A 23,855-nucleotide genomic window follows, 5' to 3' on the forward strand; every position below is an offset into this window, starting at 1 on the left:
GTATCTAGCGCCATTGCTAGGGTTTGGTCATCTGTGCAGGGGCGAAGTTGCAGATAAACAGGCTGCCTTTGCCGAGCACGCTGTTGATCTCCAGCGCGCCGCGATGACGAAGCAGAACGTGTTTGACGATCGCCAGGCCCAACCCGGTGCCACCAGTGTTGGACGCGCGGCTGGAGTCGACCCGGTAAAAGCGCTCGGTCAAGCGAGGTATGTGTTTGGTGTCGATGCCGATGCCTGAATCCTGCACACTCAAATGCGCTCCGCGCCCGTCCGCCCACCAGCGGATGCGGATCGTGCCGTCGGCGGGGGTGTACTTCACCGCGTTGAAGATCAGGTTGGAGAAGGCACTGCGTAATTCCGCCTCGCTGCCTTTGAGGCTCACCTCATCTTCGATGGCCAGCGTGATCTGCTGATTCTTGCTGCCTGACAGCGCCTGAGCGTCATGGGTGATGCTCTTTAGCAGGGGGGCGATGGCAACAGGGTGGTTGTCGGAGGGGTAGTCAGTGGCTTCGAGCTTGGCCAGCAGCAACAAGTCGTTGAGCAACGTTTGCATGCGCTCACCCTGTTGTTGCATCTGTTGCAACGCCCGACTCCAGCGGGGGTTCACCTCTTCGACGTTGTCCAGCAGCGTCTCCAGGTAGCCGCAGATGACCGTCAGCGGGGTGCGGAGCTCGTGAGATACATTGGCGACGAAGTCTTTGCGCATCTGTTCGAGTTGATGCAAGCGCGTCACATCTCGCACGAGCATGAGATGCTCGTTGTTGCCATAGCGCGTGATCAGCATTTGAATGCGCATGCGGTCGCTGGCAGGTGAGGGAATTTCAAGTGGCTCGGCGTAATTGGCCTGTTCGAAATACTCTTTGAAGCGTGGATGCCGCACCAGATTGGTCACGGGTTGGCCGCTATCTTGTGGCGTTTTCAGGCCCAGCAGCGTTTCAGCGGCGCGGTTCCACCATTCGAGGTTGCCTTCGCTGTCGAGCATGATGACAGCGTCCCTGAGTGCGGCGGTCGATTCCTGAACGCGATCAATGACCGCCTGCAAGCGCCCGCGCACGCGTTGGTCGCGCCGTTGCAAATGGTAGATGCTGTCGAAAACGTCGCCCCACAGTCCATAGCCGTCCGGCGGTGGCTCATCGGGCGTGTGGTGGCGTAACCACTCATGCAGGCGTAGCAGCTGCTTGAGTGTCCAGGCCAGGTACAGCCCCAGACCGATCGCCAGGCACCCGCCGTAATGCCCGCTGACAAGCCCGGCCAGCAGCGAGGCGCTGACCAACAGCAGCAGGTGGCGTATCAGGGTGCCATGCCAGTTTTGATTCAATTAACGCGTCCTTGTCTTTCAGCGTCATGCTGACCTTCGCCAAAAGCCTGTTCAGCTTTTGGTGGAGAAACGGTAACCAGTACCGCGGACGGTTTGTACCAGATTTTCGTAGGCATCACCGAGGGCTTTGCGCAGGCGACGAATGTGCACATCGACGGTGCGCTCTTCGACGTAAACGTTGCCGCCCCAGACCTGATCCAGCAATTGCCCGCGGGTATAGGCGCGTTCCTGGTGGGTCATGAAGAACTGCAGCAGGCGATACTCGGTGGGGCCCATTTCCGCAGGCTTGCCGTCGATGGTGACGCGATGGCTGATCGGGTCGAGCAGCAAACCGCCGACTTCGATGGGTGACTCACCGTCGTTGGGGCCTGCGCGCCGCAACACGGCCTTGAGGCGCGCGACCAATTCGCGAGGGGAAAAGGGTTTGGTGATGTAATCGTCGGCGCCGACTTCCAGGCCTTGGATCTTGTTGTCCTCTTCGCCCTTGGCCGTCAGCATGATGATCGGGATGTCGCCGGTCAGTTCGTCACGCTTGAGTCGGCGCGCCAGCTCGATGCCGGAGGTGCCGGGCAGCATCCAGTCGAGCAGGATAAGGTCGGGTTTACGGTCGACAATGACGGCGTGCGCTTGCTGAGAGTTTTCCGCCTCCATGCAGTCATAGCCGGCCATTTCCAGTGCGACGGCGATCATTTCGCGAATCGGCGCTTCGTCGTCGACGATCAGAATGCTCCTGCCAACCATGCCTCGAACCTCATGTCATTTAACTGTCTTGGGCCGCATTAGATAACGGAATTATTGCAGTCGTGTGACAGGTTAATGCGAATGAGGCGAGAAGTCTGGGCTCCAGCTAGACTATCGGCCCTGTCCTACAAGAAATGTCGAAGCAACGACGAACAAAAGAGGATCTACCGATGGCAAAACTTTCTACTGCACTCCTGGGCCTGTTGACGGCGGCTGCGCTGGCCTCATCCGGCATGGCGTTCGCGTCTCCAGCTGAAACGAAAGACGGCGTGCTGGTCGACAGCAAAGGCATGACGCTTTACACCTTCGACAAGGATACGTCTGCCGGTAAATCGGTCTGCAACGACCAATGCGCGGTGAACTGGCCGCCGCTGGTGGCTGAGGCCAGCGACAAGGCCAAGGGAGACTGGACCATTATCAAGCGTGACGACGGCGCCTCGCAGTGGGTCTACAAAGGCAAGCCGCTGTACACCTTCAAGAATGACAAGGCTGCGGGAGAAAAGTCCGGCGATGGCAAAGGCGATGTCTGGCACGTTGCCAAACCCTGATCCACTTCGAGCCGTCTGCGCTGGCCCTCACGGGTCAGCGCATCGCGTAATCCACGACGATCCCGACGAAAATCGCCAGGCCGGCCCAGTGGTTGTGCAGGAAAGCCCGGAAGCAGGCGTGTGGATCCCTGTCGCGGGTTGACCAGAACTCCCAGACGAAACAGGCCGCAGCGACCACCAGTCCGAGAAAGAAATATAACCCCAGTTCAAACCGCGAACCCGCCAGCATCAGGCAGAACAGCGCCAATCCCTGCAGCGTGAGAATGATCACCCGGTCAGCGTCGCCGAACAGTACCGCCGTGGACTTTACGCCAATCTTGAGGTCGTCCTCGCGGTCGGTCATCGCATAGTACGTGTCGTAACCCACGGTCCACAGCAAATTGGCGATGTACAACAACCAGGCTGCGGCAGGCAGGTTGCCGTCCTGCGCGGTGAACGCCATCGGCATGCCCCAGGAAAACGCGGCGCCGAGCACCACTTGCGGGTAATAGGTGTAGCGCTTCATGAAGGGATAGGTCGCGGCCAACGCGAGGCCGCCGAACGACAGCCACACCGTGGTCGCGTTTGTCAGCAGGACCAGCCCGAAACTCAGCCCTACCAGCAGCGCAAACAGAATCAGCGCTTCTTTCGACGTCACCTTGCCGCTGACCAGCGGGCGCTGTTCGGTGCGTTTGACATGACCGTCGACCTTGCGGTCGGCGAAATCGTTGATCACGCAGCCTGCGGCGCGCATCAGGAAGACACCGATCACGAAAATCAGCACATTGCCCAGCGAAGGCGAGCCCTTGCCTGCGATCCACAATGCCCAGAGCGTCGGCCACAGCAGCAGGTAGATGCCGATGGGCTTTTCGAGGCGCATCAACTGAATAAAATCCCACGCCCGAGGGTGCAGGCGATTGAAGGATTTGAGCAGCGACAGATACATCAGCGGCGCTCCCTGGCAGCATGGGGCGTCTGGTCGATAACCTGCCAGACGGTCGGCAAAAACACTTCGGCCACCAGGATGCTCAGCGGCCCACGGCGGAAACACGAACGGCGCCCCCACAGCTCCTCACCAGCGTCTGCATCGGGCAGCCAGCGCGTGGGGTATTGGCAGACTTGCAACGGCCCCCGCACGAAAGCTCGTTCACTAAACAGCCATTCGCCCAGCGAGCGTGTGCCGAGCTGGTCCATGTGCAGGCCATCCTGCGCCAACGCGGCGCGCCCGGCGACGCTGCGGGCGAACACCCATTTCTCGCCGCACCCCAACAGGTACACCTCGCGGACCCAACCCTCGCTGCCTGTGGGCAATTGCAATGCGGCGCATTCGTCAGCACGCAGGCGCTGCCAGCCCTCGAACAAGGGCATGACGCTGAAGCTCTCGTTGGAAAGCCGCGTCAGCCGGCGCGTGAGGGAGTCTTCATGGAAAAGCCATTCGAGCACGACAGGCGCGGGAGGGGCGATCAGTTGCTCACGCAACAGCCATTCGGGCGAAGTAGGTGCAGGATTTCGCGGGATCACAGTGAGCAGATATCGGCGGCAATCGAGGCAGCGAGCTTAGCACGATTGGCGAAGCGGTCCGACGACCGGGTACGGTCATCGGCGTCGATGAAACTTGCATAGACGCCCGCCGGTCAGTAAAACGCCCTGACCCAGTCGTCAAAAATACGGGGCTCTGTCCAGGAGTTACAGCCGTGCGGCTGGGCACGTATAGCCTGAAACCGAGAGAACCGACCCATGAAAAAGTGGCAATGCATTGTCTGTGGCCTGATTTACAACGAAGCCGACGGTTGGCCGGATGACGGCATCGCCCCCGGAACCCGCTGGGAAGACGTTCCCGAGGACTGGCTATGCCCGGACTGTGGCGTCGGAAAAATGGATTTCGAGATGATCGAAATCGCTTGATTTCATTGACCTACTGACTCTGGAGAGCGGCATGAGCGCACCTGTGGTGATCATTGGCACTGGCCTGGCGGGATACAACCTGGCCCGTGAATTTCGCAAACTCGACAGCGAGACGCCGCTGTTGCTGATCACCGCCGATGATGGTCGTTCGTACTCCAAACCCATGTTGTCCACCGGTTTCGGGAAGAGCAAGGACGCCGACGGCCTTAGCATGGCCGAGCCCGGGGCAATGGCCGATCAACTGAAGGCTGAAGTGCGGACTCACACCCGAGTGAGCGGGATCGACCCAGGGCACAAGCGACTGTGGATCGGTGAAGAGGCCGTTTATTACCGCGACCTGGTGCTGGCTTGGGGTGCTGAAACCGTGCGCGTGCCGGTGGAGGGCGATGCAAGTGATGCGATTTTTCCGATCAACGATCTTGAGGATTACGCTCGTTTCCGTCTGGCTGCACTGGGCAAGCGCCGGGTCTTGATCCTCGGCGTTGGATTGATCGGTTGCGAGTTCGCCAATGACCTGATGCTTGGCGGTTATCAGGTGGACCTTGTCGCCCCCTGTGAACAGGTCATGCCGACCCTGTTGCACCCGGCAGCCGCGGCGGCGGTTCAGGCCGGGCTGGAAAGCATCGGCGGGCGATTTCACCTCGGTCCGGTGTTGAGTCGGCTGTTACGAACCGAGGAAGGATTAGAGGCGCACTTGTCTGATGGCCAAGTGCTGCGCTGCGATTTGGTGGTCTCGGCGGTTGGCTTGCGTCCGCGCGTAGACCTTGCAGCCGCCGCCGGCCTTGAAACGTCGCGAGGCGTCGTGGTGGACCGTTATTTGAAAACATCGCACGCCAACATCTATGCGCTAGGTGATTGCGCCGAGGTGGATGGTCTCAATTTGCTGTACGTCATGCCGCTGATGAGTTGCGCCCGCGCGCTGGCGCAAACGCTCACTGGCACCCCGACAGCGGTGAAGTACGGGCCGATGCCCGTAACCGTAAAGACCCCGGTTTGCCCATTGGTGGTTTCGCCCGTGCCAAAAGGCCGCGAGGGCGCCTGGAGTGTCGAAGGGCAGGGGGCCGACATCAAGGCGCTGTGTCGCGATGTGGACGGAAACCTGCTCGGATACGCCCTCACCGGCGCGGCTGTGATGGACAAACTCGCGCTGAACAAGGTGCTGCCGCCGCTGTTGGCGTAAATGCATGTCGTTCTGTCGGATAAGCCACGTTTTTGTTGATATAAACGTCGCTCCTGCACTGGCGTCGTGCTCGGTGGCATGCCATCCTCATTCCGGTCTGCCGCTACGTAGAGCCGTCGCGGCACCTGCTTGCAGCCTATTGCTGGCTGCGCGGGACATAAAAACAAAAACCGTAAAGAGGCTTCATATGCGTAAACCAGAACTCGCAGCCGCCATTGCTGAAAAAGCAGATCTCACCAAAGAACAAGCCAACCGCGTTCTCAACACTCTCCTCGACGAAATCACCAATGCGCTGCACAAAAAGGACAGCGTAACCTTGGTTGGTTTCGGTACGTTTCTGCAACGCCATCGCGGCGCCCGCACCGGGAAAAATCCCCAGACGGGTGAACCGGTCAAGATCAAGGCCAGCAACACCGTCGCCTTCAAACCCGGCAAATTTCTGAAAGACAGCGTCAACCCATAATCTGGGACCGGACGCCTTGCGGAAGGCGAACGGTGCGCAAGTGGGCATACCTGAAACCGGGATGCCCATTTTTTATGGCTGGTTTTTGCGCGGAGTGCCGCCACTGTTGGGCGACGCCCCATTGCGCCCGAGGGTGTCTAGTGCGCCACTTCGCGACTGACGGGTTCTGCTCGCTCATGCCCACGAAAGGCTGGGTACACTGCCACCGGATGCTGATTTCGCATCGCTCGGGTGGGGGTCTTGGGTATGAAGTTTCGTTTTCTTCTCTGGATGCTGGGCTTGATGATGGCCCGTGCAAGTCGTCGCAACCCGGCCTTTCAGCAACAACTGGCCGGTAAGGACCTGACGTTCCAGTTGCAGACCCGCGATGGAAAAGTGTCGCGGCATTTCGTGATACGTGATCAGCGAGTCACGAGCCAAAGCGGCGCGGTGGCATCGCCTGCGTTCGCCATTTCATTCAGAGACGCGGCCTATGGCTTCGCCACGTTGCAGGCGAAGAACAAGCAACTGGCGTTCATGCATGGGATTCAGGAAAAAGACATCCAGGTCACCGGCAACACCGGATTGGTGATGTGGTTTCAGGGCCTGACGAAGTATTTGAAGCCGAGGAAGAAGAAGGCGTAATTCTGTAGGGGCGTGGCTTGTCCGGCGATCGGGGACGCTGTCGCCGTGAAATCAGCTGATGCGGTCTCTCAGGCGGTCAAAGTCTGCCGGTTTTACTGTCGGTGCCCGACAGATCGCGGGACAAGCCGCGCTCCTACAGTATGTAGGGCGCGGCAAGTATTCGGCTTAATGAAACTGCGACGCCAACTCGCGCAGCAGCACTTCGGCCTCCAACACTTTCTGCACGACGTCTTCGGCTTTTTCGCGCGGCAGGTCCAGGCGCTGGAAGAGCTCGTCCGGAATGCTTTCCTGGGGGCCAGAGCCGATCCCTTCCTTGCGCAGCAAACGCACGGCCAGGCATACCAGGTTGGCATATTCGTGATACTCGCCTGCGTAGTGGGGGTCGTGCTGGAAGCGCAGCGCAGTGGCCAACTCTTCGGGCATGTCCCAATTGCGCATCAACCAGGCGCCAATCTGCTCCCGCGTGATACCCAGCAAGTGCTGCTCGACGAAACTGTGGTGCAGGTGCGGGTTGACTTCTATCTGACGGCAAATCAGGGAGAAGTGCGGCGGGAAGACGTGAGCCAGCAGCAAGTAACCGAAGTTGTGCAGCAGGCCCGCCAGGTACGTCAGGCCGCTTTCGGGGCGCTTGGCGCGCGGCATGGCGCGGGTCAGGCCCTCGATGACCGCTGCGGTGTAGATTGACTGCTGCCAATAGGGCGTTGCATGTTGCGGCTGATCTTTCGGCAGCGCTAGCGTTTTGCCCAGCGCCAGCCCCAGCGCCAGGTTGATGACCAGATCGAAGCCAAGCACACGGACAATGGCGTCTTCGACCGAGCGAATCTTGCCCGCCGAGCCGTAGTAAGGCGATGCTGCCCAGCTCACCACTTGGGCGGCCAGTGCCGGATCGGTTTCGACGACGCCGGTGATGTCATCGATGGTAGCGTCAGGGTCGACGCGCAGCTTGATGATCTTCTGCGCGGTGTCAGCCAGTGGCGGAATCTCCACCGTTGCTTCCAGGCGCTGCTGAATACGGCGGGCGGTGAAGTGCTGCACGGCCTTGGTGATTTCGTCGCGGTCGTCGTCAGGGCGGGTGAGGTTCGGTTGGACCGACGCGATGGGCTCGCCAAAGGCGGCCGCGCTGGCTTTGCTCAGCAGCGTCTTGAAGTCATCACTGTCGATTTCCAACAGCAGCCCCGGTTCGCCCGAGTCGATCAGCACGGTCGGCTCCAACAGCAGGCGCTCGTCATATAAACAGGGCGAACTGGTCAGTGCGGGCAGGGCAGGCAAGACACGCAAGCTGTGCTTGCCCAGCATCTGATCGAGATGATCCTGCGACACGGCAGTCAGCTTGCGTCCGGTGAGTTCGGTGATGCGGTTCAGATCCAGCAGTTGGTTTTGCGAGAACAGAACCAGTAACGCACCTACTGTGTCGTGGACCAGAATGGCCTGCACTTTCTGCGAGGTCGGCAGTTTCTCGTCGTCCGTGACTTCCCGGTAGCTGATGGCCGCTTTGCCAAGCAACTGCCGGATGACAGACGGGGCGTGTTGGGTTGCGTCGATTTGGGCAACTTCTGTCATGGCCTGTATCCAAATTCCTACAATTGCTGAAGTATAACCAGCTTGGTTGTTCTATAGGTGAGACACGTCTCTAATGCCGACCACTTCACACTTGGCCATATTGCTGGCCGTGTCGCAACCAGCGTTCCAGCAGTGGACTGACGTGATGGGGCCAACGCTCCAGCAATGCCTGGGCGGCGTCCCTGACAGCGGGCAGCAGGTCTGCGTCGCGCATCAGATCGGCAACCTTGAACTGCAGCAAGCCCGTTTGTCGGGTTCCCAGCATTTCTCCTGGGCCGCGCAACTCCAGGTCTTTTTCGGCGATCACGAAGCCGTCGTTGGTTTCGCGCATGATGCCCAACCGTTGTTTGCCGATTTGCGACAGCGGCGGGTGATACAGCAGCACACAGTGGCTGACCGCGCTGCCGCGTCCGACGCGGCCCCGCAACTGGTGAAGCTGAGCCAGCCCGAGCCTTTCCGGGTTCTCGATGATCATCAGACTGGCGTTGGGCACATCCACACCCACCTCGATGACTGTAGTCGCTACCAACAACTGCAGGAGGCCTGATTTGAAGTCAGCCATGACGGCGGCTTTTTCTGCCGGCTTCATGCGACCGTGAATCAGCCCGACCTTGAGCTCGCCCAGCGCGCTGGTCAGCTCCTCGAAGGTGGTTTCGGCGGCCTGGCACGTCAGCTCCTCGGATTCTTCGATCAGCGTGCACACCCAATACGCCTGGCGGCCTTCGGCGCAGGCATTGCGCACCCGTTCCACCACCTCGATGCGGCGGCTATCGGCAACCAGCACCGTGTTGACCGGGGTGCGGCCGGGCGGAAGCTCGTCGAGAATCGATGTGTCCAGATCCGCATAGGCACTCATGGCCAACGTCCGGGGGATGGGCGTGGCGGTCATGATCAATTGGTGCGGGCACATCTGGCCCCCCACGCCTTTTTTACGCAGGGCCAGCCGTTGCTGGACGCCGAAGCGATGTTGCTCGTCGATGATCACCAGGGCCAGGTTCCTGAATTGCACCTCGTCCTGAAACAGAGCGTGAGTGCCCACCACCATCGGCGCGCCGTTGGCAATCTGCTGGAGCGACGCAGCACGCGCCTTGCCTTTCAGTTTGCCCGCCAGCCAGGCCGTCTCGATGCCCAGAGGTTCGAGCCAGCGGGTAAAGTTGATGTAGTGCTGTTCAGCGAGAATTTCGGTGGGGGCCATCAGCGCGACTTGGTAGCCGGCTTCGAGCGCCTGCAGGGCCGCGAGCGCGGCAACCACGGTTTTGCCCGCGCCCACATCGCCCTGGATCAGCCGCAGCATGGGCTCCTGCTGACTCAAGTCGTAAGCGATTTCCTTGCCGACCCGCTGTTGAGCACCGGTCGGCGGGAAGCCCAGGTTGGCCAGAAATTGCTTCGGCAGGTTGCGGGCGACAGGCAGTGCAGGTGCTCGCTGCGAGCGCAAGCTTTCGCGCAGGCGCTGCTGTGACAGTTGATGGGTCAGTAACTCTTCGAAGGTCAGCCGGTGCTGTGCCCAGTGATGCCCCAGCGCCAACTCCTCGACGTCTGCGTCAGCCGGCGGGTGGTGCAGATAGCGAATCGCATCGCTCAGCGCAGCCAACTGGTAGTCTCGTGCCAACTCCTCCGGCAGCCAGTCCGGCAAGCTTCGAGGGCCAAGCATGCCGAGACTTTGTTGGCACAACTGCCGCAACCGTTGTTGCGTCAAGCCTTCGGTCGTCGGGTAGATCGGCGTCAGTGTCTGGTCAACGGGGATGGGCTCATCACCCGTTATCGCGCGGTACTCAGGGTGATAGATCTCCAATCCCGAGGCGCCCGGCCTCGCCTCTCCATAGCAGCGCAGGTGCGTACCCCGTTTCAGGCCATCTTTCTGGGCGTTGCTGAAATGGTAAAAGCGCAAGCTCAGCACGCCGGTACCGTCGCCCAGCCTGACCAACAGGCTGCGGCGCTTGCCCATCACCACATCGGCGCCGCTGACCACGCCCTCGATCACGGCGTCCTGACCGGGCCGCAGCGCGCCGATGGGCACCACGCGGGTGCGATCCTGATAGCGCAGCGGCAAATGGAAAAGGACGTCCTGGATGTTTTCCAGACCGACCTTCGCCAGCTTTTCCGCCATGGCCTCACCGACGCCCTTGAGCACCGTGACCGAGACGTGGGACAGCTCTGTCATACCGCCACTTAGCTCGCTTGTGCCTGCGCTTTGGGGCGAGCAACAGAGCACAGACGGATCGAGTCGGCGAGGATTTCAATGGCTTTGGGGCGCGGGAAGCTTGCCCGCCATGCGATGGCGACCGTGCGGAACGGCACCGGCGCCGACAGTGGACGAACCTCGATCACGCCTGGGGCATAGTGGTGGCTGTCGACGGCCGACATCGGCAGGATCGAAACCCCGAGGCCAGAGGCGACCATGTGGCGGATGGTTTCCAAGGAGCTGGATTCCACCGTGGTGTGCTTGCTGCTATCGCCCCCCTTGACCAGCGTCGGACAGGCTTCCAGCACCTGATCGCGGAAGCAGTGACCTTCTCCGAGCAGCAGCAGGCTCTTGTCATTGAGGGCCGAGGCATCGATGGTCTGTTTCTGCGTCCAGGGGTGTTCTGCCGGCATGAGCACGTAGAACGGCTCATCGTAAAGCGACATGGTCAGGACGTCGGCTTCGTTGAATGGCAGCGCGATGATGATCGCGTCCAGTTCGCCGTTGCGCAGCTTGTCGCGCAATACGTGGGTGAAGTTTTCTTCGATGTACAGCGGCATCTGCGGCGCGACCCGATGCAACTGCGGGATCAGGTGTGGGAACAGATAAGGCCCGACGGTGTAGATCGCGCCGACTTTCAGCGGAGCGGTCAACTGGTTCTTGCCCGTCTGGGCAAGTTCACGAATGCCTTGGGCCTGTTCGAGCACCTTCTGCGCTTGAGCGACGATGCCCTCGCCAACCGGCGTCAGACGTACTGCACTCTTGCTGCGCTCGAAAATCAGCACACCGAGTTCATCTTCCAGCTTCTTCACGCCCACCGACAGGGTCGGCTGGCTGACATGGCAGCGTTCGGCGGCATGGCCGAAGTGCTGCTCTTGGGCGAGGGTAACGATATAGCGCAATTCTGTGAGGGTCATAGCGTGCGTCCATGAAGTTGCGGCCCCAGCATAGCGGGTGCAATCGATAGACGCACGTTATCAAACCCTCTGTCGTCGCAAAATCAACGTTTCAACGTTTATCCAGCGAATAAACGAAGGGTGCGACGACTTCCAGAGTGCCGTTGTTGAGCAATTCGGCCGGTGGTTTGGGCAGCGGCTGGGCGCGGCGGATCATTTCCAGCGTGGCCCTGTCCAGCGACGCACTGCCCGAACCGCCTGCGATTTCATACGACAGAACGCGACCTTCCCCATCCACCACGAAGCGCAGACGGTTGATGCCTTGCATGCCACGACGGCGCGCATCTTCCGGATAGCGCTTGTACTTGGCCAGATGGCGCAGCAAATCGCCCTGCCACGTCGGCAGCGCAGTACTCGGCGGCGCGGGAGGCGCTTGCTCGGGGGCTGCCGATTTTTCCGGCTTGGCGTTGGAGGGAGGCGTGTCTACCGGCTTCTCATCGGCAGGCTTCTCTTCCTTCGGCGGCTCGACCTTTTTCACCGGCTTGGGTGGCTGGGGTTTCGGCTTTGGCTTGACCGGCTTTGGAACCGCGATTTCAGGCTTCGGCGCTTCGGCAACAGGCGGAATCGGCGGAGGCTCTTCCGGCGCAGGCGGCTGAGGTGGTTGAACCACTTTCGGCGGTGGCGGCGGCGCGGGCTCCGGAACGGGTGCCAGCTCGATCATCATCGCCGCCGGAGGCAGTTCGATGGCCTGCGGCGCGGACCAGTGCAGCGCAATGAAAATCGCCACAGCATGGACCGCCAGCACCAACAACAGACTACCGCTATAGCGCGTCAGTTTTTGGCGCGTATTGATCATTTCTTACCAACCGTCTCGAGACCCACCAGACCGACCTTCAGGTAACCGGCACCGCGCAGCAGGTTCATGACCTCCATCAGGTCGCCGTAATCCACGCCCTTGTCGGCCTGGAAGAAAATAGTCGTGTCTTTCTTGCCCTTGGTCTTGGCGTCCAGCACGGGGCCGATCTGCTCGCGCGCGACTTTTTCGTCACCCAGGTACAGGCTCTGATCGGCTTTGACGCTCAGGAATACAGGCTTCTCGGGCCTTGGTGCAGGCTTCGCCGTGGAGGCAGGCAGGTCGACTTTGATGTCCACCGTCGCCAGCGGCGCGGCCACCATGAAGATGATCAGCAGCACCAACATGACGTCGATGAACGGCGTCACGTTGATTTCGTGGTTCTCGGCGAGGTCATCGCCACCTTCGTTGAGATGCAGGCCCATGGTTTACCCCATCTTGACCATGTGCGGTGCCGGGCTACGCTCGGCGGTCGGCTGGTGATCCAGGTCTCGGCTGACCAGCAGCAGGACCTGAGCCGACGCATCCGACACCTGGGCTTTGTAGCCGGCGATGGAGCGGGCGAAGACGTTATAGATGACGACGGCAGGAATGGCGGCCACCAGCCCCAGTGCCGTGGCCAGCAGGGCTTCGGCAATACCCGGGGCGACCACGGCGAGGTTGGTGGTCTGCGTCTTGGCGATGCCGATGAAGCTGTTCATGATGCCCCACACGGTGCCGAACAGACCAACGAACGGTGCGGTCGAGCCGATGGTCGCGAGAACACCAGTGCCCATGCTCATGTTGCGACCGCAGGCTGCGACGAGCCGCTCCAGACGGAAACTGACGCGTTCCTTGATGCCTTCGCGTTCACGGCTGTTGGTCGACAGGTGCATCTCTTCCAACGCATCGTGAACCAGCAGGTGGGCCAATGTCCCTTCCTTCTTGGCGCCGGCGCTGGCTTCGTCGAGTGTGCGCGCGCGTTTGAGGGCGGCAATTTCGGCCTTCAGGCGGCGCTTGGCGCCCAGCAATTCCAGGCCTTTGGCGATCCAGATGGTCCAGGTGACGATCGAGGCGATCGCCAGGCCGATCATGACCGCTTTGACGACCACGTCTGCATTCTTGTACATGCCCCATGGCGACAGGTCGTGAGACATGCCCAGAGTGTTATCTTCGGCGGCAGCTTCGGACTCCGAAGGAGCGGGCGATGCAAGATCCTGAACGGCAGGTGCCGCGGCAGTGTCCACTGGAGCGGCAGGCGCTGGCGTTGAAGATTGTGTGGCAGGCGTCGGCGCCGGAGCGGAAGAGTCGGCGAGTGCAAGAGGCGAGAGCATCAGGCTGAACAGCAGCGCCGCGATGACGCGCGCTGCGCGTGGCAGACCCGAAGACGTGATTGAGGAAGCGGGGGATTGAGTGAATGTCATGCTGGCCCGACCTGATGTGAAAGGTGTATCCGTTCTGAATGCGTCACGCTGCGCGAGGCGAGCGGAGAAGAACAAAGGGTCGTCATTATTGCAAGTAATTCTTGTTAACAAAAGTAATAGAGTATCTTTTTTTAACGTGAATGCGTCCCGATGGTCGCATGACGCCCTTTATTTACGGGTTCGAACGATTTTCGATGTGGAGAACGAGGCATGGCTGGGCCATCGGTTTTGATTGCAGGATGTGGCGATATAGGGAGCCGTCTTGCGACGCAGGTGCTTGCTTCGGGGTGGACGGTATACGGGCTGCGCAGAAACACTGCAAAGCTGCCGAGAGGCGTGCAGGGGGTGACCGCCGACTTGTTCGACGCGCGTATGCCCGACCAGTGGCCCGACGGTCGAATCGACTACCTCGTGTACTGCGCCACCCCCAGTGAGCGGAACGAGGCAGGCTATCGTGCCGCTTACGTACAGGGGCTGCATCATGTGCTGGGCTGGATCCAGCGAAGCGGACAGAAGCCCAGACGGGTGGTCTTCGTCTCCAGCAGTAGCGTGTACGGACAGCAGGGTGGCGAGTGGGTCGACGAGGCTTCGCCGGCCGAGGCTGACGGTTTTTCGGGACGCATCATGCGGGAGGCGGAACAGGTGGCGCTGGCCAGCGGGTGGCCTGCGAGTGTTGTCCGACTGACGGGTATCTATGGTCCTGGCCGCAGCGATTTGATGAACCGGGTGCGTCAGGGGTACAGCGTCGCCGTCGACCCGCCGTTATACGGCAACCGTATTCACGCAGACGATGCGGCGGGACTTTTGGCGTTCTTGCTTCAGGCGGATGCGCGAGGCGTGGCGCTGGATGACTGCTACCTGGGTGTGGACGACGCTCCCGCTCCGTTGGCGGAGGTGGTGGACTGGATGCGGCAGCGGCTGGGCGTCACGCGCTGGTCTGATGAGAACAGCGTGAGGCGAGCGGGGAGCAAGCGCTGCAGCAATGCTCGGGCGAAAGCCTTGGGTTGGGCGCCTCGGTACGCGAGCTACAAAGAGGGGTACGAGGCCATGCTGGCGGCCGACCCTATCTGATCGGTGGATGGCGATTCATCGATGGGAGCGCATTCTCTCCCATCGACAACCCGTTTGCGCCGTTCAGTTCTTTTCCAGCACCCAATGCCGTTCGCCAGGGCGCAGGTCAGGCATTTCGGTGGGTTGAGCGTTGTTCACCGCTTGGAAAATCTCCAGTTGCTTGCCTTGGCGCACAAACACCCAGGGATTGCCACGCTCGTTTCTTTCCAGCCACATGCTGTCGTATTCGCCACTCATGGCCGCGCAGTCGCCCGCAAGGCACAGTGCATACCGGTCATTCCCTGGCAGGCCAGTGACGCTGCCGTCCGGAGCGAACTCGACCACGCTGCCTTGCCCCTCGCCATTGACGATGGTCCATTTACCACCCAGATAGGCCGAGTACAGCGCACGCTCGAAACTGCTTCCGGGCTGTGCACCCGCCTGGGCTGGCTCTTTTGGCGTGCGGAAATGCTGCTCAGGTCCTGAATCGGTGGCGCTTTGCACCAGTTCGTCACCTTTGAGTTTCAATTCGTCAGAGGCGCTGCCGTAGACATTGACCTTCCACGCCCCTTGTGGATCTTTGGCAATCTTGCCTTCGGTCAGCTCGAAGCCGTTATACGCGGTGGCCTGGCCTGCGGCAGTATTGATGTTCCATTCCAGGGTCGGGCCGTAAGCCAGCAGCGACTGGCGAAGATTTCCGCCCTCGGCCGCCGCATCGATAGCCGCCTGGTTGATCCAGACACCGTCGGGAGTTTTGTTGGAGTGGCTGGCGCAGCCGCTCAGCAGCGCGGCCAACAGCGAGAGGGCGAACGCGACGCGCATCGGCATGGCGGAGTCCTTCCTGAGTTAAGGGGATAGCGGAGCGCGGGTACGCTCCGCGAGAGGATCAGTCGATGACCAGCACGGCATCCATTTCGACCTGCGCACCGCGTGGCAGCGCAGCGACGCCGATGGCTGCACGCGCCGGGTAAGGTTGTTCGAAATACTTGCCCATGATTTCGTTGACCTTGGCGAAGTGGCTCAGGTCGGTGAGGAAAATGTTTAACTTGACGATGTCCTTGAACGAGCCGCCTGCCGCTTCGGCGACTGCCTTGAGGTTTTCGAAGACTTGAACGGTCTGGGCTTCGAAACCTTCGACCAACTCCATGGTTTTCGGGTCCAGCGGGATCTGGCCGGACATATAGACAGTATTGCCAGCTTTGATCGCCTGAGAGTACGTGCCGATGGCGGCAGGGGCTTTGTCGCTGGAGATAACGGTCTTGCTCATGAAAAACTCCTGTGGGCGGTGGGCTACGCGCGCATGCGGGTGATGCGGATCACCCCGGCCAGGGCGCGCAGTTTCTTGATCACGCGGGCCAGGTGCACACGGTCGTGCACGCTGACCACCAGTTGGACCACGCTGATACGACCATCGCGCTCGTCCATGCTGATTTTCTCGATGTTGCCGTCGGCCGCGTTGACGCTGCTGGCCAGCAAGGCGATCAGGCCGCGCTGGTGTTCCAGCTCCACCCGCAGCTCGACGTTGAATTCACCGGTGACGTCCTTGGCCCAGGAAAGCTGGATGCATTTTTCCGGGTTGTGGCGGATTTCACTGATGTTTCGGCAATTGTCCAAGTGCACGACCATCCCCTTGCCAGCCGACAAATGGCCGACGATCGGGTCACCCGGGATCGGCGTGCAGCATTTGGCGTAACTGAGCACCAGGCCTTCAGTGCCGCGAATCGCCAGCGGACCTTCCGCGGTCGGCAACTCTTCGGTTTCGCTGGCCAGCAGTCGACGCGCCACCACGTAGGCCATGCGATTGCCAAGGCCGATGTCCTCGAGCAGGTCTTCGATGACCTCCACCCGGTATTCGGCGAGGATTGCCTGAAGGCGTTCGTGCGGAACCTTCTCCAGGCTGCTGTCGAAACCGTTCAGCACCTTATTGAGCAGGCGCTCGCCCAGGCTGATGGATTCAGACCGGCGCTGAAGTTTCAATGCGTGGCGAATGTGGGTGCGCGCCTTGCCGGTCACCACGAAATTGAGCCATGCCGGGTTGGGGCGTGCGCCAGGCGCGCTGACGATCTCGACGGTCGAACCGCTCTGCAGGGGCTCTGACAGCGGCGCCAGTCGCCGATTGATCCGACAGGCGATGCAACTGTTGCCCACATCGGTATGCACGGCATACGCGAAGTCGACGGCCGTGGAGCCTTTGGGCAGCTCCATGATCCGGCCCTTGGGCGTGAATACGTAGACCTCGTCGGGGAACAGGTCGATCTTTACGCTCTCGATGAATTCCAACGAGTTGCCCGCCCGCTGCTGCATCTCCAGCACGCCCTTGACCCACTGACGGGCACGGGCATGGGTACCTTTGGGTTGCTCGTCGCCGGAAGACTTGTATAGCCAGTGGGCGGCGATGCCGTTGTTGGCCATTTCTTCCATTTCGCGGGTGCGAATCTGGATCTCGATGGGAACCCCATGCATGCCGAACAGGGTGGTGTGCAGCGACTGATAGCCGTTGGCCTTAGGGATTGCGATGTAATCCTTGAAGCGGCCAGGCAGCGGTTTGTACAAATTATGTACAGCGCCAAGTACGCGATAGCAGGTATCGACCTTGTCGACGATGATCCTGAACGCATAGACGTCCATGATTTCGGTGAAAGCCCGGCGCTTGCCGCGCATCTTCTTGTAGATGCCGTACAAATGTTTCTGCCGCCCGCTGACATCGCCTTGTATGCCATCTACCGCCAGGCAATGGGCGAGGGATTCTTCGATCTTGTTGACCAGTTCCTTGCGATTGCCGCGAGCGCGCTTGACCGCTTGACCGATGCGCGAGGAGCGCATGGGGTACATGGCCTTGAAGCCCAGGTCTTCGAATTCGATGCGCACGTTGTGCATGCCAAGACGATTGGCGATGGGCGCATAGATTTCGAGGGTTTCCTTGGCAATGCGACGCCGTTTTTCGCCCGAGAGTACTTCCAGCGTGCGCATGTTGTGCAGGCGGTCGGCGAGCTTGACCAGGATCACGCGGATGTCCCGCGCCATGGCCATGGCCATCTTCTGGAAGTTTTCCGCTTGGGCTTCGGCCTTCGTTTCGAAGTTCATCTGGGTCAGTTTGCTGACCCCGTCGACCAGTTCGGCCACGGTTTCGCCAAATTGCGCACTGAGCGCTTCCTTGGCGATGCCGGTGTCTTCGATCACGTCATGCAGCATCGCGGCCATCAGGCTCTGATGGTCCATGTGCATATCGGCAAGGATATTGGCCACCGCCAGCGGATGGGTGACGTAGGCTTCGCCGCTGCGACGGCGTTGGCCGTCGTGGGCTTGTTCGGCGTAGAAATACGCCCGGCGAACCAGGTTGACCTGGTCGGCGCCGAGGTAGGTCGAGAGGCGATCGGCGAGGGCGTCTATGCTCGGCAAGATGGAACTCCTTGCCGAAGACTGTGACCCTGCGGCTTGCTACGTCGACCAGGCATAGGCTTAGACGGCCTCGTTGGACTCGTCCTCGAACGCAGCGAACAGTGGTTCATCTTCAACGATTTCAGCTTCTGCAATGACGGAGTAGTCCATCAGACCCGCTGCGATTTCACGCAGGGCAACAACGGTGGGCTTGTCGTTTTCCCAGGCCAGCTTCGGCTCCTTGCCGCCAGTCGCCAGTTGACGCGAGCGTTTGGTGGCGAGCATGACCAGCTCGAAGCGGTTATCTACATGTTCCAGGCAGTCTTCAACGGTCACGCGGGCCATGGGTATTCCTCGTAGCAAATGCGGATGCGCGGTGCCCGGATGGGCGAGCGGACTCGGTAGTTTACAAGTGGTCAGCCACAAGCTTCAAGCGGCACGCCACGAGCGGTCGGTTTTCACGCGCTACAGCGGGCCGTACACGTCTCCTGTAAAAGCGCGTTTGCCCGCGATAGCTATACGTCAGAGACAGGCTGGTTTCTGGTCTGACGCTATCGCGGGCAAGCGCGCTCCTGCAAGCTCATGCCAGCAGTTGGGCCAGCAGCTCGGCGTGGCGCTGCTGCTGATGTTCCTGACTCAGCAGGTTGGCGCGGAAAATGGCTTTCAAGTCTTCGAGGGCTGTCGCGAAATCATCGTTGATGACGATGTAGTCGTACTCGACGTAATGACTCATCTCACTGACGGCTTCGCGCATGCGCCCTTCGATGATGTCGTCGCTGTCCTGTCCGCGGTTGGTCAGGCGCTGGCGCAGCGCTTGCTGGGTCGGCGGCAGAATGAAGATCGACCGGGCATGGGGCATCAACCGACGGACCTGCTCGGCGCCCTGCCAGTCGATCTCGAGAATCAGGTCGTGCCCCTCGTCCAATGTCTGCTGCAGACGGCTCTGCGATGTGCCGTACAGGTTGCCGAAGACTTCCGCCTGTTCGAGAAAATCGCCGTGCTCGATCATGCGCACGAACTCGGCACGGTCGACGAAGTGATAGTTCACGCCGTCCACTTCGCCGGGGCGCATGGCGCGAGTGGTGTGGGAAACAGAGACGCGGATCTGCGGCTGGGCATCGATCAGGGCTTTGACCAGACTGGTCTTGCCTGCACCCGATGGGGCGGAAATGATGTACAGCGTGCCGGTGCTATGGGTCATGTCGTGTCGGGCCTTACTCAATGTTCTGCACTTGTTCGCGCATCTGCTCGATCAGCACTTTCAGGTTGACCGCAGCCTGAGTGCTGCGAGGGTCGAAGGCTTTGGAGCCCAGGGTGTTCGCTTCGCGGTTGAGTTCCTGCATCAGGAAATCCAGCCGCCGCCCAGCCTGTCCGCCGGCCTTGAGCACGCGCCGCACTTCAGTCACATGCGTGCTCAAGCGGTCGAGCTCTTCGGCTACATCGCTTTTCTGTGCCAGCAGGACCATTTCCTGTTCCAGGCGCTGCGGGTCGAGTTCGGCCTTCATGTCGGTGAAACGGTCGAGAATTTTCTGACGTTGGGCAGCCAGCATCTGGGGCACGAGGGTGCGCAGTGTGGCCACTTCTGCTTTGATCGACGAAAGCCGTTCGTCGAGAAGTTTGGCCAAGTCCGCGCCTTCGCGCGCTCTGCCGGCCTTCAACTCGTCAAGGGCTTCGTTGAACAGGGCCATTGCATCGTTATTCAGGGCTTGGGGGTCGGCGGCATCGGCGACCAGTACGCCTGGCCAGGCCAGCACTTCAAGTGGATTGAGCGCCGCAGGCTGTTTGATCAGGCCCGCGACGACTTCAGCGGCAGCCACCAGTTGGCCGGCGCGCTCGCGGTCCACTTGCAGCGGTTTGCCCGCGTTTTCCTCAGTGAAGCGCAAGGTGCATTCGACCTTGCCCCGGGACAGGCCCTGCCGCAGGGCCTCACGGACAGCGCCCTCCAAATCGCGGAAAGACTCGGGCAGGCGCAGGTGGGGTTCGAGGTAGCGATGGTTGACCGAGCGCAGTTCCCAGCTCAGCGTGCCTTGTGAGCCCGCTCGTTCGGCACGGGCAAAAGCCGTCATGCTGTGCACCATGGGAAGTACCTCTGTAAAAGTCAGGATCAGCCTAAAAAGGGCGAGCAACCCGCACCTGATGAAGTCGTAAAGAAGCGACCGGCTGTAAAGGCGCAAGATTGTAGCTCAGAGCAAGGTGTGCGCCCAAATGTGGCGTTAACGCATACGATCGGCGATGCCTTGCGCTTGGCGCGGACAGCCATTTGGGTGGCCGTGTCCTGGCCCCGACGATCGCTGTGCAATGATTTGATGCCCCAAGCGTGAGCTTGCACCTCTATAATGCAGGTCAGTTTTCCGTCTCAGTACAGGTATCCCAGATGAAACGTCCAAGTGGTCGCGTTGCCGATCAGCTTCGCTCGATCCGCATCACCCGCAACTACACCAAGCACGCCGAGGGTTCTGTGCTGGTCGAGTTCGGCGACACCAAGGTGATCTGCACGGTCAGCGTCGAGAATGGCGTTCCACGTTTCCTCAAAGGTCAGGGCCAAGGCTGGCTGACCGCGGAATACGGCATGTTGCCGCGTTCGACCGGCGAGCGTAACCAGCGCGAAGCGAGCAAAGGCAAGCAGGGCGGCCGGACGTTGGAAATCCAGCGTTTGATCGGGCGTTCGCTGCGCGCTGCGCTGGATATGTCCAAGCTGGGCGATATCACCTTGTATGTCGATTGCGACGTGATCCAAGCCGATGGCGGTACCCGCACCGCATCGATTACGGGTGCCATGGTTGCGCTGGTCGACGCCTTGAAAGCGATCAAGAAGCGCGGCGGCCTGAAGGGCGGCGATCCGCTGAAGCAGATGATCGCGGCGGTGTCGGTCGGCATGTACCAGGGCGAGCCTGTGCTGGACCTGGACTACCTGGAGGACTCCGCCGCCGAGACGGATTTGAACGTGGTCATGACCAGTGCCGGTGGCTTCATCGAAGTCCAGGGCACGGCCGAAGGCGCACCCTTCCAGCCGGACGAACTCAATGCCATGCTGGCGCTCGCGCAGCAGGGCATGAGTCAGATTTTCGACTTGCAGAAAGCGGCGCTGGCCGACTGACCGACCCCATTACCTCCAGACAGGGCCCGCACGATGATCGACCAGACGCCTTCACCCCTCCCGAGCAAGGAAGTTCGCCAGTGGTCCATGCTGTGCCACTTCGCCGCGTTTTTCGGGCTGATTTTCCCTTTTGGCAATCTGTTGGGGCCGCTGATCGTCTGGCAATTGAAGAAGGAAACCGATCCTTTCATCGATGCGCAGGGCAAGGAAGCGCTCAACTTTCAGATCACCGTGGCCATTGCGGCGATGATCTGCTTTCTGCTGATGATCGTCGTGATTGGCTTTCCACTGCTGATGTTGGTTGGCGTAGGTGCGCTGGTGCTGACCATTATCGCCGGCATCAAGGTCAATGACGGAATCGCCTATCGGTATCCGTTTACCTGGCGGTTGATCAAATAATCGCCAAACAATGCTGTCGTCAGCCTTCCCGGACCAGACGCCAGGCAAACAAAAGCCGACTTCACGTCGGCTTTCTTTTGGGCGAGCGGGACGTCAGATGGTCAACGTCCAGTCGTAGTCCACGATCAGCGGTGCGTGCTGCGAGAAGCGCGGCTGGCGTGGCAGGCGTGCGCTGCGTACGAAACGGCGCAGGCCCGGGGTCAGCAATTGGTAGTCGAACCGCCAGCCCAGGTTGAGCATTTCGGCCTGTTCGTTATCCGGCCACCAGCTGTACTGGTCGCCTTCCCGGCTGACTTCGCGCAGGGCATCGACATAGCCCATGTTACCGACGATCTCATCCATCCAGGCGCGTTCCGGCGCAAGGAAGCCCGGCGACTGCTGGCTGTCGCGCCAGTTCTTGATGTCCAGCTTCTGCTGCGCAACGTAAAGCGAGCCGCAATAAATGTACTCACGACGTTTGCGGCGTTGCTTGTCCAGGTATTTGCCGAAGTCGTCCATGAGCTTGAACTTCTGGTTCAAGTCCTCATCGCCGTTCATGCCAGAGGGCAGCAGCAAGGTCGCAATACTGACTTTGTCGAAATCGGCCTGCAGGTAACGCCCATAGCGGTCGGCTGTTTCAAAGCCCAGACCGTTGATCACCGCCTTTGGCTGCAGCCGCGAATACAGTGCCACACCGCCCTGGGCGGGAACTTCGGCATCGCAGGCATACAGGAAGTAGCCGTCCAGCTGGTAGGCCGGATCGTCCAGTTCAAAGGCAGAGGCGCGGGTGTCCTGAAGGCAGATGACGTCGGCATTCTGGGCTTGCAGCCAACTGAGCAAACCACGCTCGACTGCAGCCTGAATACCATTAACGTTCACACTGATGATCCGCATAAATGGCCCCAAAAATCACGTGCGTGTATGATACCCGAGCTCTACCTAATTAGCTAAATCCGTGGTATTCGGGGCTTTTTTCATGCAGGCGTATCAGCGCGAATTCATTCGTTTTGCCATCGATCGCGGGGTTTTGCGTTTCGGTGAGTTCACTTTGAAGTCGGGACGCACCAGTCCTTACTTCTTCAATGCCGGTCTTTTTAACAGCGGTTCTGCACTGGCCCAACTGGGTAAGTTCTACGCGGCGGCGGTCGTTGAAAGCGGCATTTCCTTCGACGTACTGTTCGGTCCGGCTTACAAAGGTATTCCCTTGGCGGCCGCAACGGCCGTGGCGTTGGCCGATCAGCACGCGCTGGACTTGCCATGGTGCTTCAACCGCAAGGAGGCCAAGGACCACGGCGAAGGGGGCAGTCTGGTGGGCGCGCCGTTGACCGGCAACGTGCTGATCATCGATGACGTGATCACTGCAGGCACCGCCATTCGCGAAGTCATGCAGATCATCAAGGCGCAGGGCGCCACTGCAGCAGGCGTGCTGATTGCGCTGAACCGTCAAGAACGGGGTAATGGCGAGCTTTCGGCCATTCAGGAAGTCGAGCGCGACTTCGGTATTCCGGTGGTCAGCATCGTGTCGCTGAATCAGGTGCTGGAGTTTCTGGCCGACGATCCGCAGCTCAAGCAGCATTTGCCTGCGGTGGAAGCGTACCGGGCTCAATACGGCGTCTGATTGCCAGAGGATTCTCCTTTTTATGCTCAAGAAGCTATGCGCTGCAGGGCTCTGGTTCTCGTTGGGCATGGGGTGCGTTGCAGGCGCTCTGGCCGATGAGGGGCCGGGCATTGTGTTCTATCGCTATGTCGACAGTCGCGGCGTTACGGTGCTCGATCGCCAAGGCGTACCTGCCGAGTACGCCGGCAAGGGTTACGAAGTGCTGAATCAGCGGGGCCGCGTGATTCAAGTGATCCCGCCTGCGCCCACGGCCGATCAGGCGCGCAAGGCCCAAGCGGCTGCTCAGGCAGCCAAGATCCAGTCCGATGCCGACGCGCAATTGTTGCACCTCTACAGCGGTGTAGCGGATGTGGAACGAGCGCGGGCGCGCAAGCTGGCGGAAATCGACGCGCTCATTTCGGTGGCCCAAGGCAACATTCAAGCGCTTGCGAATCAGCAGGCTTCCCTGCAAAAGCAGGCCGCCGATCAGGAGCGGGCAGGTCACCCGGTGCAGCAGGGTCTGCTCGATCAGATGAACGATTTGCGGGATCAACAGCAGAATCTGAAGGTGGATATCCTTCGTTATCAGGCTAACCGGCAGCAGGCGGACGCTGACTTCACCCAGGACCGGGCGCGGTTGCAGCAGTTGCTGGCGCAGTGATCCACCGGGCGGGCTTGTAGCGGTGCGGCTGGACGGCACCGC

At 60.5% G+C, this 23,855-nt stretch carries 27 protein-coding genes; 10 read left to right on the top strand and 17 right to left on the bottom strand.

Features of this window, described 5'->3' with window-relative positions; genetic code table 11:
- Positions 1–16: 16 nt before the first annotated feature.
- Complete coding sequence (gene phoR / locus DBP26_RS03595; RefSeq protein ID WP_108236222.1) at positions 17–1,318, bottom strand: phosphate regulon sensor histidine kinase PhoR; 1,302 nt, start codon at positions 1,316–1,318, stop codon at positions 17–19.
- A gap of 51 nt (positions 1,319–1,369) precedes the next feature.
- Positions 1,370–2,059: a phosphate regulon transcriptional regulator PhoB gene (gene phoB / locus DBP26_RS03600; protein ID WP_062379821.1), complete on the bottom strand. Its 690-nt coding sequence runs from the start codon at positions 2,057–2,059 to the stop codon at positions 1,370–1,372.
- A 170-nt stretch (positions 2,060–2,229) separates the two neighbouring features.
- Here phoB and DBP26_RS03605 point away from each other — a divergent pair, with 170 nt between their 5' ends.
- On the top strand, positions 2,230–2,607 hold the full coding sequence (locus DBP26_RS03605; protein ID WP_108236221.1) for a hypothetical protein: 378 nt from the start codon (positions 2,230–2,232) through the stop codon (positions 2,605–2,607).
- Positions 2,608–2,641: 34 nt separating this feature from the next.
- On the opposite strand, the gene ubiA is transcribed toward DBP26_RS03605, so the two are convergent.
- Positions 2,642–3,532: a 4-hydroxybenzoate octaprenyltransferase gene (ubiA, locus tag DBP26_RS03610; RefSeq protein WP_108236220.1), complete on the bottom strand. Its 891-nt coding sequence runs from the start codon at positions 3,530–3,532 to the stop codon at positions 2,642–2,644.
- A complete protein-coding gene (locus tag DBP26_RS03615) occupies positions 3,532–4,107 on the bottom strand; it encodes a chorismate lyase (RefSeq protein ID WP_177411000.1) in 576 nt (191 codons plus the stop codon). The genes ubiA and DBP26_RS03615 overlap by 1 nt, the downstream gene beginning before the upstream one ends.
- 216 nt (positions 4,108–4,323) lie before the next feature.
- On the opposite strand from DBP26_RS03615, the gene DBP26_RS03620 reads away from it, so the two are divergent.
- From DBP26_RS03620 to DBP26_RS03635, 4 genes are all read left to right on the top strand, one after another.
- Positions 4,324–4,491 carry a rubredoxin gene (locus DBP26_RS03620; protein ID WP_108236219.1) on the top strand — a complete coding sequence of 56 codons (168 nt, stop codon included), beginning with the start codon at positions 4,324–4,326 and terminating at the stop codon, positions 4,489–4,491.
- Positions 4,492–4,522: 31 nt separating this feature from the next.
- Positions 4,523–5,671, top strand: coding sequence for an FAD-dependent oxidoreductase (locus tag DBP26_RS03625; RefSeq protein ID WP_108236218.1), 1,149 nt, complete (start codon positions 4,523–4,525; stop codon positions 5,669–5,671).
- Between the two features lie 187 nt (positions 5,672–5,858).
- On the top strand, positions 5,859–6,134 hold the full coding sequence (locus DBP26_RS03630) for an HU family DNA-binding protein (RefSeq protein WP_108236217.1): 276 nt from the start codon (positions 5,859–5,861) through the stop codon (positions 6,132–6,134).
- A gap of 246 nt (positions 6,135–6,380) precedes the next feature.
- The gene (locus DBP26_RS03635) at positions 6,381–6,758 is read left to right on the top strand and encodes a helicase (RefSeq protein ID WP_108236216.1); all 378 of its coding nucleotides are present in this window, start codon (positions 6,381–6,383) and stop codon (positions 6,756–6,758) included.
- Positions 6,759–6,923: 165 nt separating this feature from the next.
- On the opposite strand, the gene DBP26_RS03640 is transcribed toward DBP26_RS03635, so the two are convergent.
- The 6 genes from DBP26_RS03640 to exbB all read right to left on the bottom strand — a co-directional run bounded on the left by DBP26_RS03640 (position 6,924) and on the right by exbB (position 13,652).
- Positions 6,924–8,318 carry an aminoacyl-tRNA deacylase and HDOD domain-containing protein gene (locus tag DBP26_RS03640; protein ID WP_108236215.1) on the bottom strand — a complete coding sequence of 465 codons (1,395 nt, stop codon included), beginning with the start codon at positions 8,316–8,318 and terminating at the stop codon, positions 6,924–6,926.
- A gap of 85 nt (positions 8,319–8,403) precedes the next feature.
- Positions 8,404–10,479, bottom strand: a complete 2,076-nt coding sequence (recG, locus tag DBP26_RS03645) for an ATP-dependent DNA helicase RecG (RefSeq protein WP_108236214.1) — start codon at positions 10,477–10,479, stop codon at positions 8,404–8,406.
- Positions 10,480–10,487: 8 nt separating this feature from the next.
- Positions 10,488–11,417 (bottom strand): hydrogen peroxide-inducible genes activator, encoded by a 930-nt coding sequence (locus tag DBP26_RS03650; RefSeq protein WP_108236213.1) that lies wholly within the window; start codon positions 11,415–11,417, stop codon positions 10,488–10,490.
- A gap of 91 nt (positions 11,418–11,508) precedes the next feature.
- Positions 11,509–12,252, bottom strand: coding sequence for an energy transducer TonB (locus DBP26_RS03655; RefSeq protein WP_108236212.1), 744 nt, complete (start codon positions 12,250–12,252; stop codon positions 11,509–11,511).
- Positions 12,249–12,674 (bottom strand): TonB system transport protein ExbD, encoded by a 426-nt coding sequence (gene exbD / locus DBP26_RS03660; protein ID WP_108236211.1) that lies wholly within the window; start codon positions 12,672–12,674, stop codon positions 12,249–12,251. Before exbD ends, DBP26_RS03655 begins: the two co-directional genes overlap by 4 nt.
- Before the next feature lie 3 nt (positions 12,675–12,677).
- On the bottom strand, positions 12,678–13,652 hold the full coding sequence (exbB, locus tag DBP26_RS03665) for a tonB-system energizer ExbB (protein WP_108236210.1): 975 nt from the start codon (positions 13,650–13,652) through the stop codon (positions 12,678–12,680).
- A gap of 210 nt (positions 13,653–13,862) precedes the next feature.
- Between exbB and DBP26_RS03670 the strand changes: the two genes are divergently transcribed.
- The gene (locus DBP26_RS03670) at positions 13,863–14,723 is read left to right on the top strand and encodes an NAD-dependent epimerase/dehydratase family protein (RefSeq protein ID WP_108236209.1); all 861 of its coding nucleotides are present in this window, start codon (positions 13,863–13,865) and stop codon (positions 14,721–14,723) included.
- A gap of 63 nt (positions 14,724–14,786) precedes the next feature.
- On the opposite strand, the gene DBP26_RS03675 is transcribed toward DBP26_RS03670, so the two are convergent.
- The 6 genes from DBP26_RS03675 to DBP26_RS03700 form a co-directional block, all read right to left on the bottom strand.
- Positions 14,787–15,524, bottom strand: coding sequence for a hypothetical protein (locus DBP26_RS03675; RefSeq protein WP_108236425.1), 738 nt, complete (start codon positions 15,522–15,524; stop codon positions 14,787–14,789).
- A 64-nt stretch (positions 15,525–15,588) separates the two neighbouring features.
- Positions 15,589–15,969: a RidA family protein gene (locus tag DBP26_RS03680; RefSeq protein WP_108236208.1), complete on the bottom strand. Its 381-nt coding sequence runs from the start codon at positions 15,967–15,969 to the stop codon at positions 15,589–15,591.
- Between the two features lie 23 nt (positions 15,970–15,992).
- The gene (spoT, locus tag DBP26_RS03685) at positions 15,993–18,101 is read right to left on the bottom strand and encodes a bifunctional GTP diphosphokinase/guanosine-3',5'-bis pyrophosphate 3'-pyrophosphohydrolase (RefSeq protein ID WP_108236207.1); all 2,109 of its coding nucleotides are present in this window, start codon (positions 18,099–18,101) and stop codon (positions 15,993–15,995) included.
- A gap of 60 nt (positions 18,102–18,161) precedes the next feature.
- A complete protein-coding gene (gene rpoZ, locus DBP26_RS03690; RefSeq protein ID WP_108236206.1) occupies positions 18,162–18,425 on the bottom strand; it encodes a DNA-directed RNA polymerase subunit omega in 264 nt (87 codons plus the stop codon).
- A 235-nt stretch (positions 18,426–18,660) separates the two neighbouring features.
- Positions 18,661–19,281 carry a guanylate kinase gene (gmk, locus tag DBP26_RS03695; protein ID WP_108236205.1) on the bottom strand — a complete coding sequence of 207 codons (621 nt, stop codon included), beginning with the start codon at positions 19,279–19,281 and terminating at the stop codon, positions 18,661–18,663.
- A 13-nt stretch (positions 19,282–19,294) separates the two neighbouring features.
- Entirely contained in the window at positions 19,295–20,158 is an 864-nt protein-coding gene (locus DBP26_RS03700) for a YicC/YloC family endoribonuclease (RefSeq protein WP_108236204.1), read from the bottom strand.
- 296 nt (positions 20,159–20,454) lie between these two features.
- On the opposite strand from DBP26_RS03700, the gene rph reads away from it, so the two are divergent.
- Both rph and DBP26_RS03710 read left to right on the top strand, forming a co-directional pair.
- Positions 20,455–21,177 (top strand): ribonuclease PH, encoded by a 723-nt coding sequence (gene rph / locus DBP26_RS03705; protein WP_108236203.1) that lies wholly within the window; start codon positions 20,455–20,457, stop codon positions 21,175–21,177.
- A gap of 33 nt (positions 21,178–21,210) precedes the next feature.
- Positions 21,211–21,576: a DUF4870 domain-containing protein gene (locus tag DBP26_RS03710; protein ID WP_108236202.1), complete on the top strand. Its 366-nt coding sequence runs from the start codon at positions 21,211–21,213 to the stop codon at positions 21,574–21,576.
- A gap of 93 nt (positions 21,577–21,669) precedes the next feature.
- Here DBP26_RS03710 and DBP26_RS03715 read toward each other — a convergent pair whose 3' ends face one another.
- On the bottom strand, positions 21,670–22,449 hold the full coding sequence (locus tag DBP26_RS03715; protein WP_062379788.1) for an exodeoxyribonuclease III: 780 nt from the start codon (positions 22,447–22,449) through the stop codon (positions 21,670–21,672).
- An 82-nt stretch (positions 22,450–22,531) separates the two neighbouring features.
- Between DBP26_RS03715 and pyrE the strand changes: the two genes are divergently transcribed.
- Positions 22,532–23,173 (top strand): orotate phosphoribosyltransferase, encoded by a 642-nt coding sequence (gene pyrE / locus DBP26_RS03720; RefSeq protein ID WP_108236424.1) that lies wholly within the window; start codon positions 22,532–22,534, stop codon positions 23,171–23,173.
- Positions 23,174–23,240: 67 nt separating this feature from the next.
- Complete coding sequence (locus DBP26_RS03725; protein WP_256601178.1) at positions 23,241–23,813, top strand: DUF4124 domain-containing protein; 573 nt, start codon at positions 23,241–23,243, stop codon at positions 23,811–23,813.
- Positions 23,814–23,855 lie beyond the last annotated feature (42 nt).

Origin of the sequence: Pseudomonas sp. RIT409 (assembly GCF_003052515.2) — a bacterium.
GTDB lineage: Bacteria > Pseudomonadota > Gammaproteobacteria > Pseudomonadales > Pseudomonadaceae > Aquipseudomonas.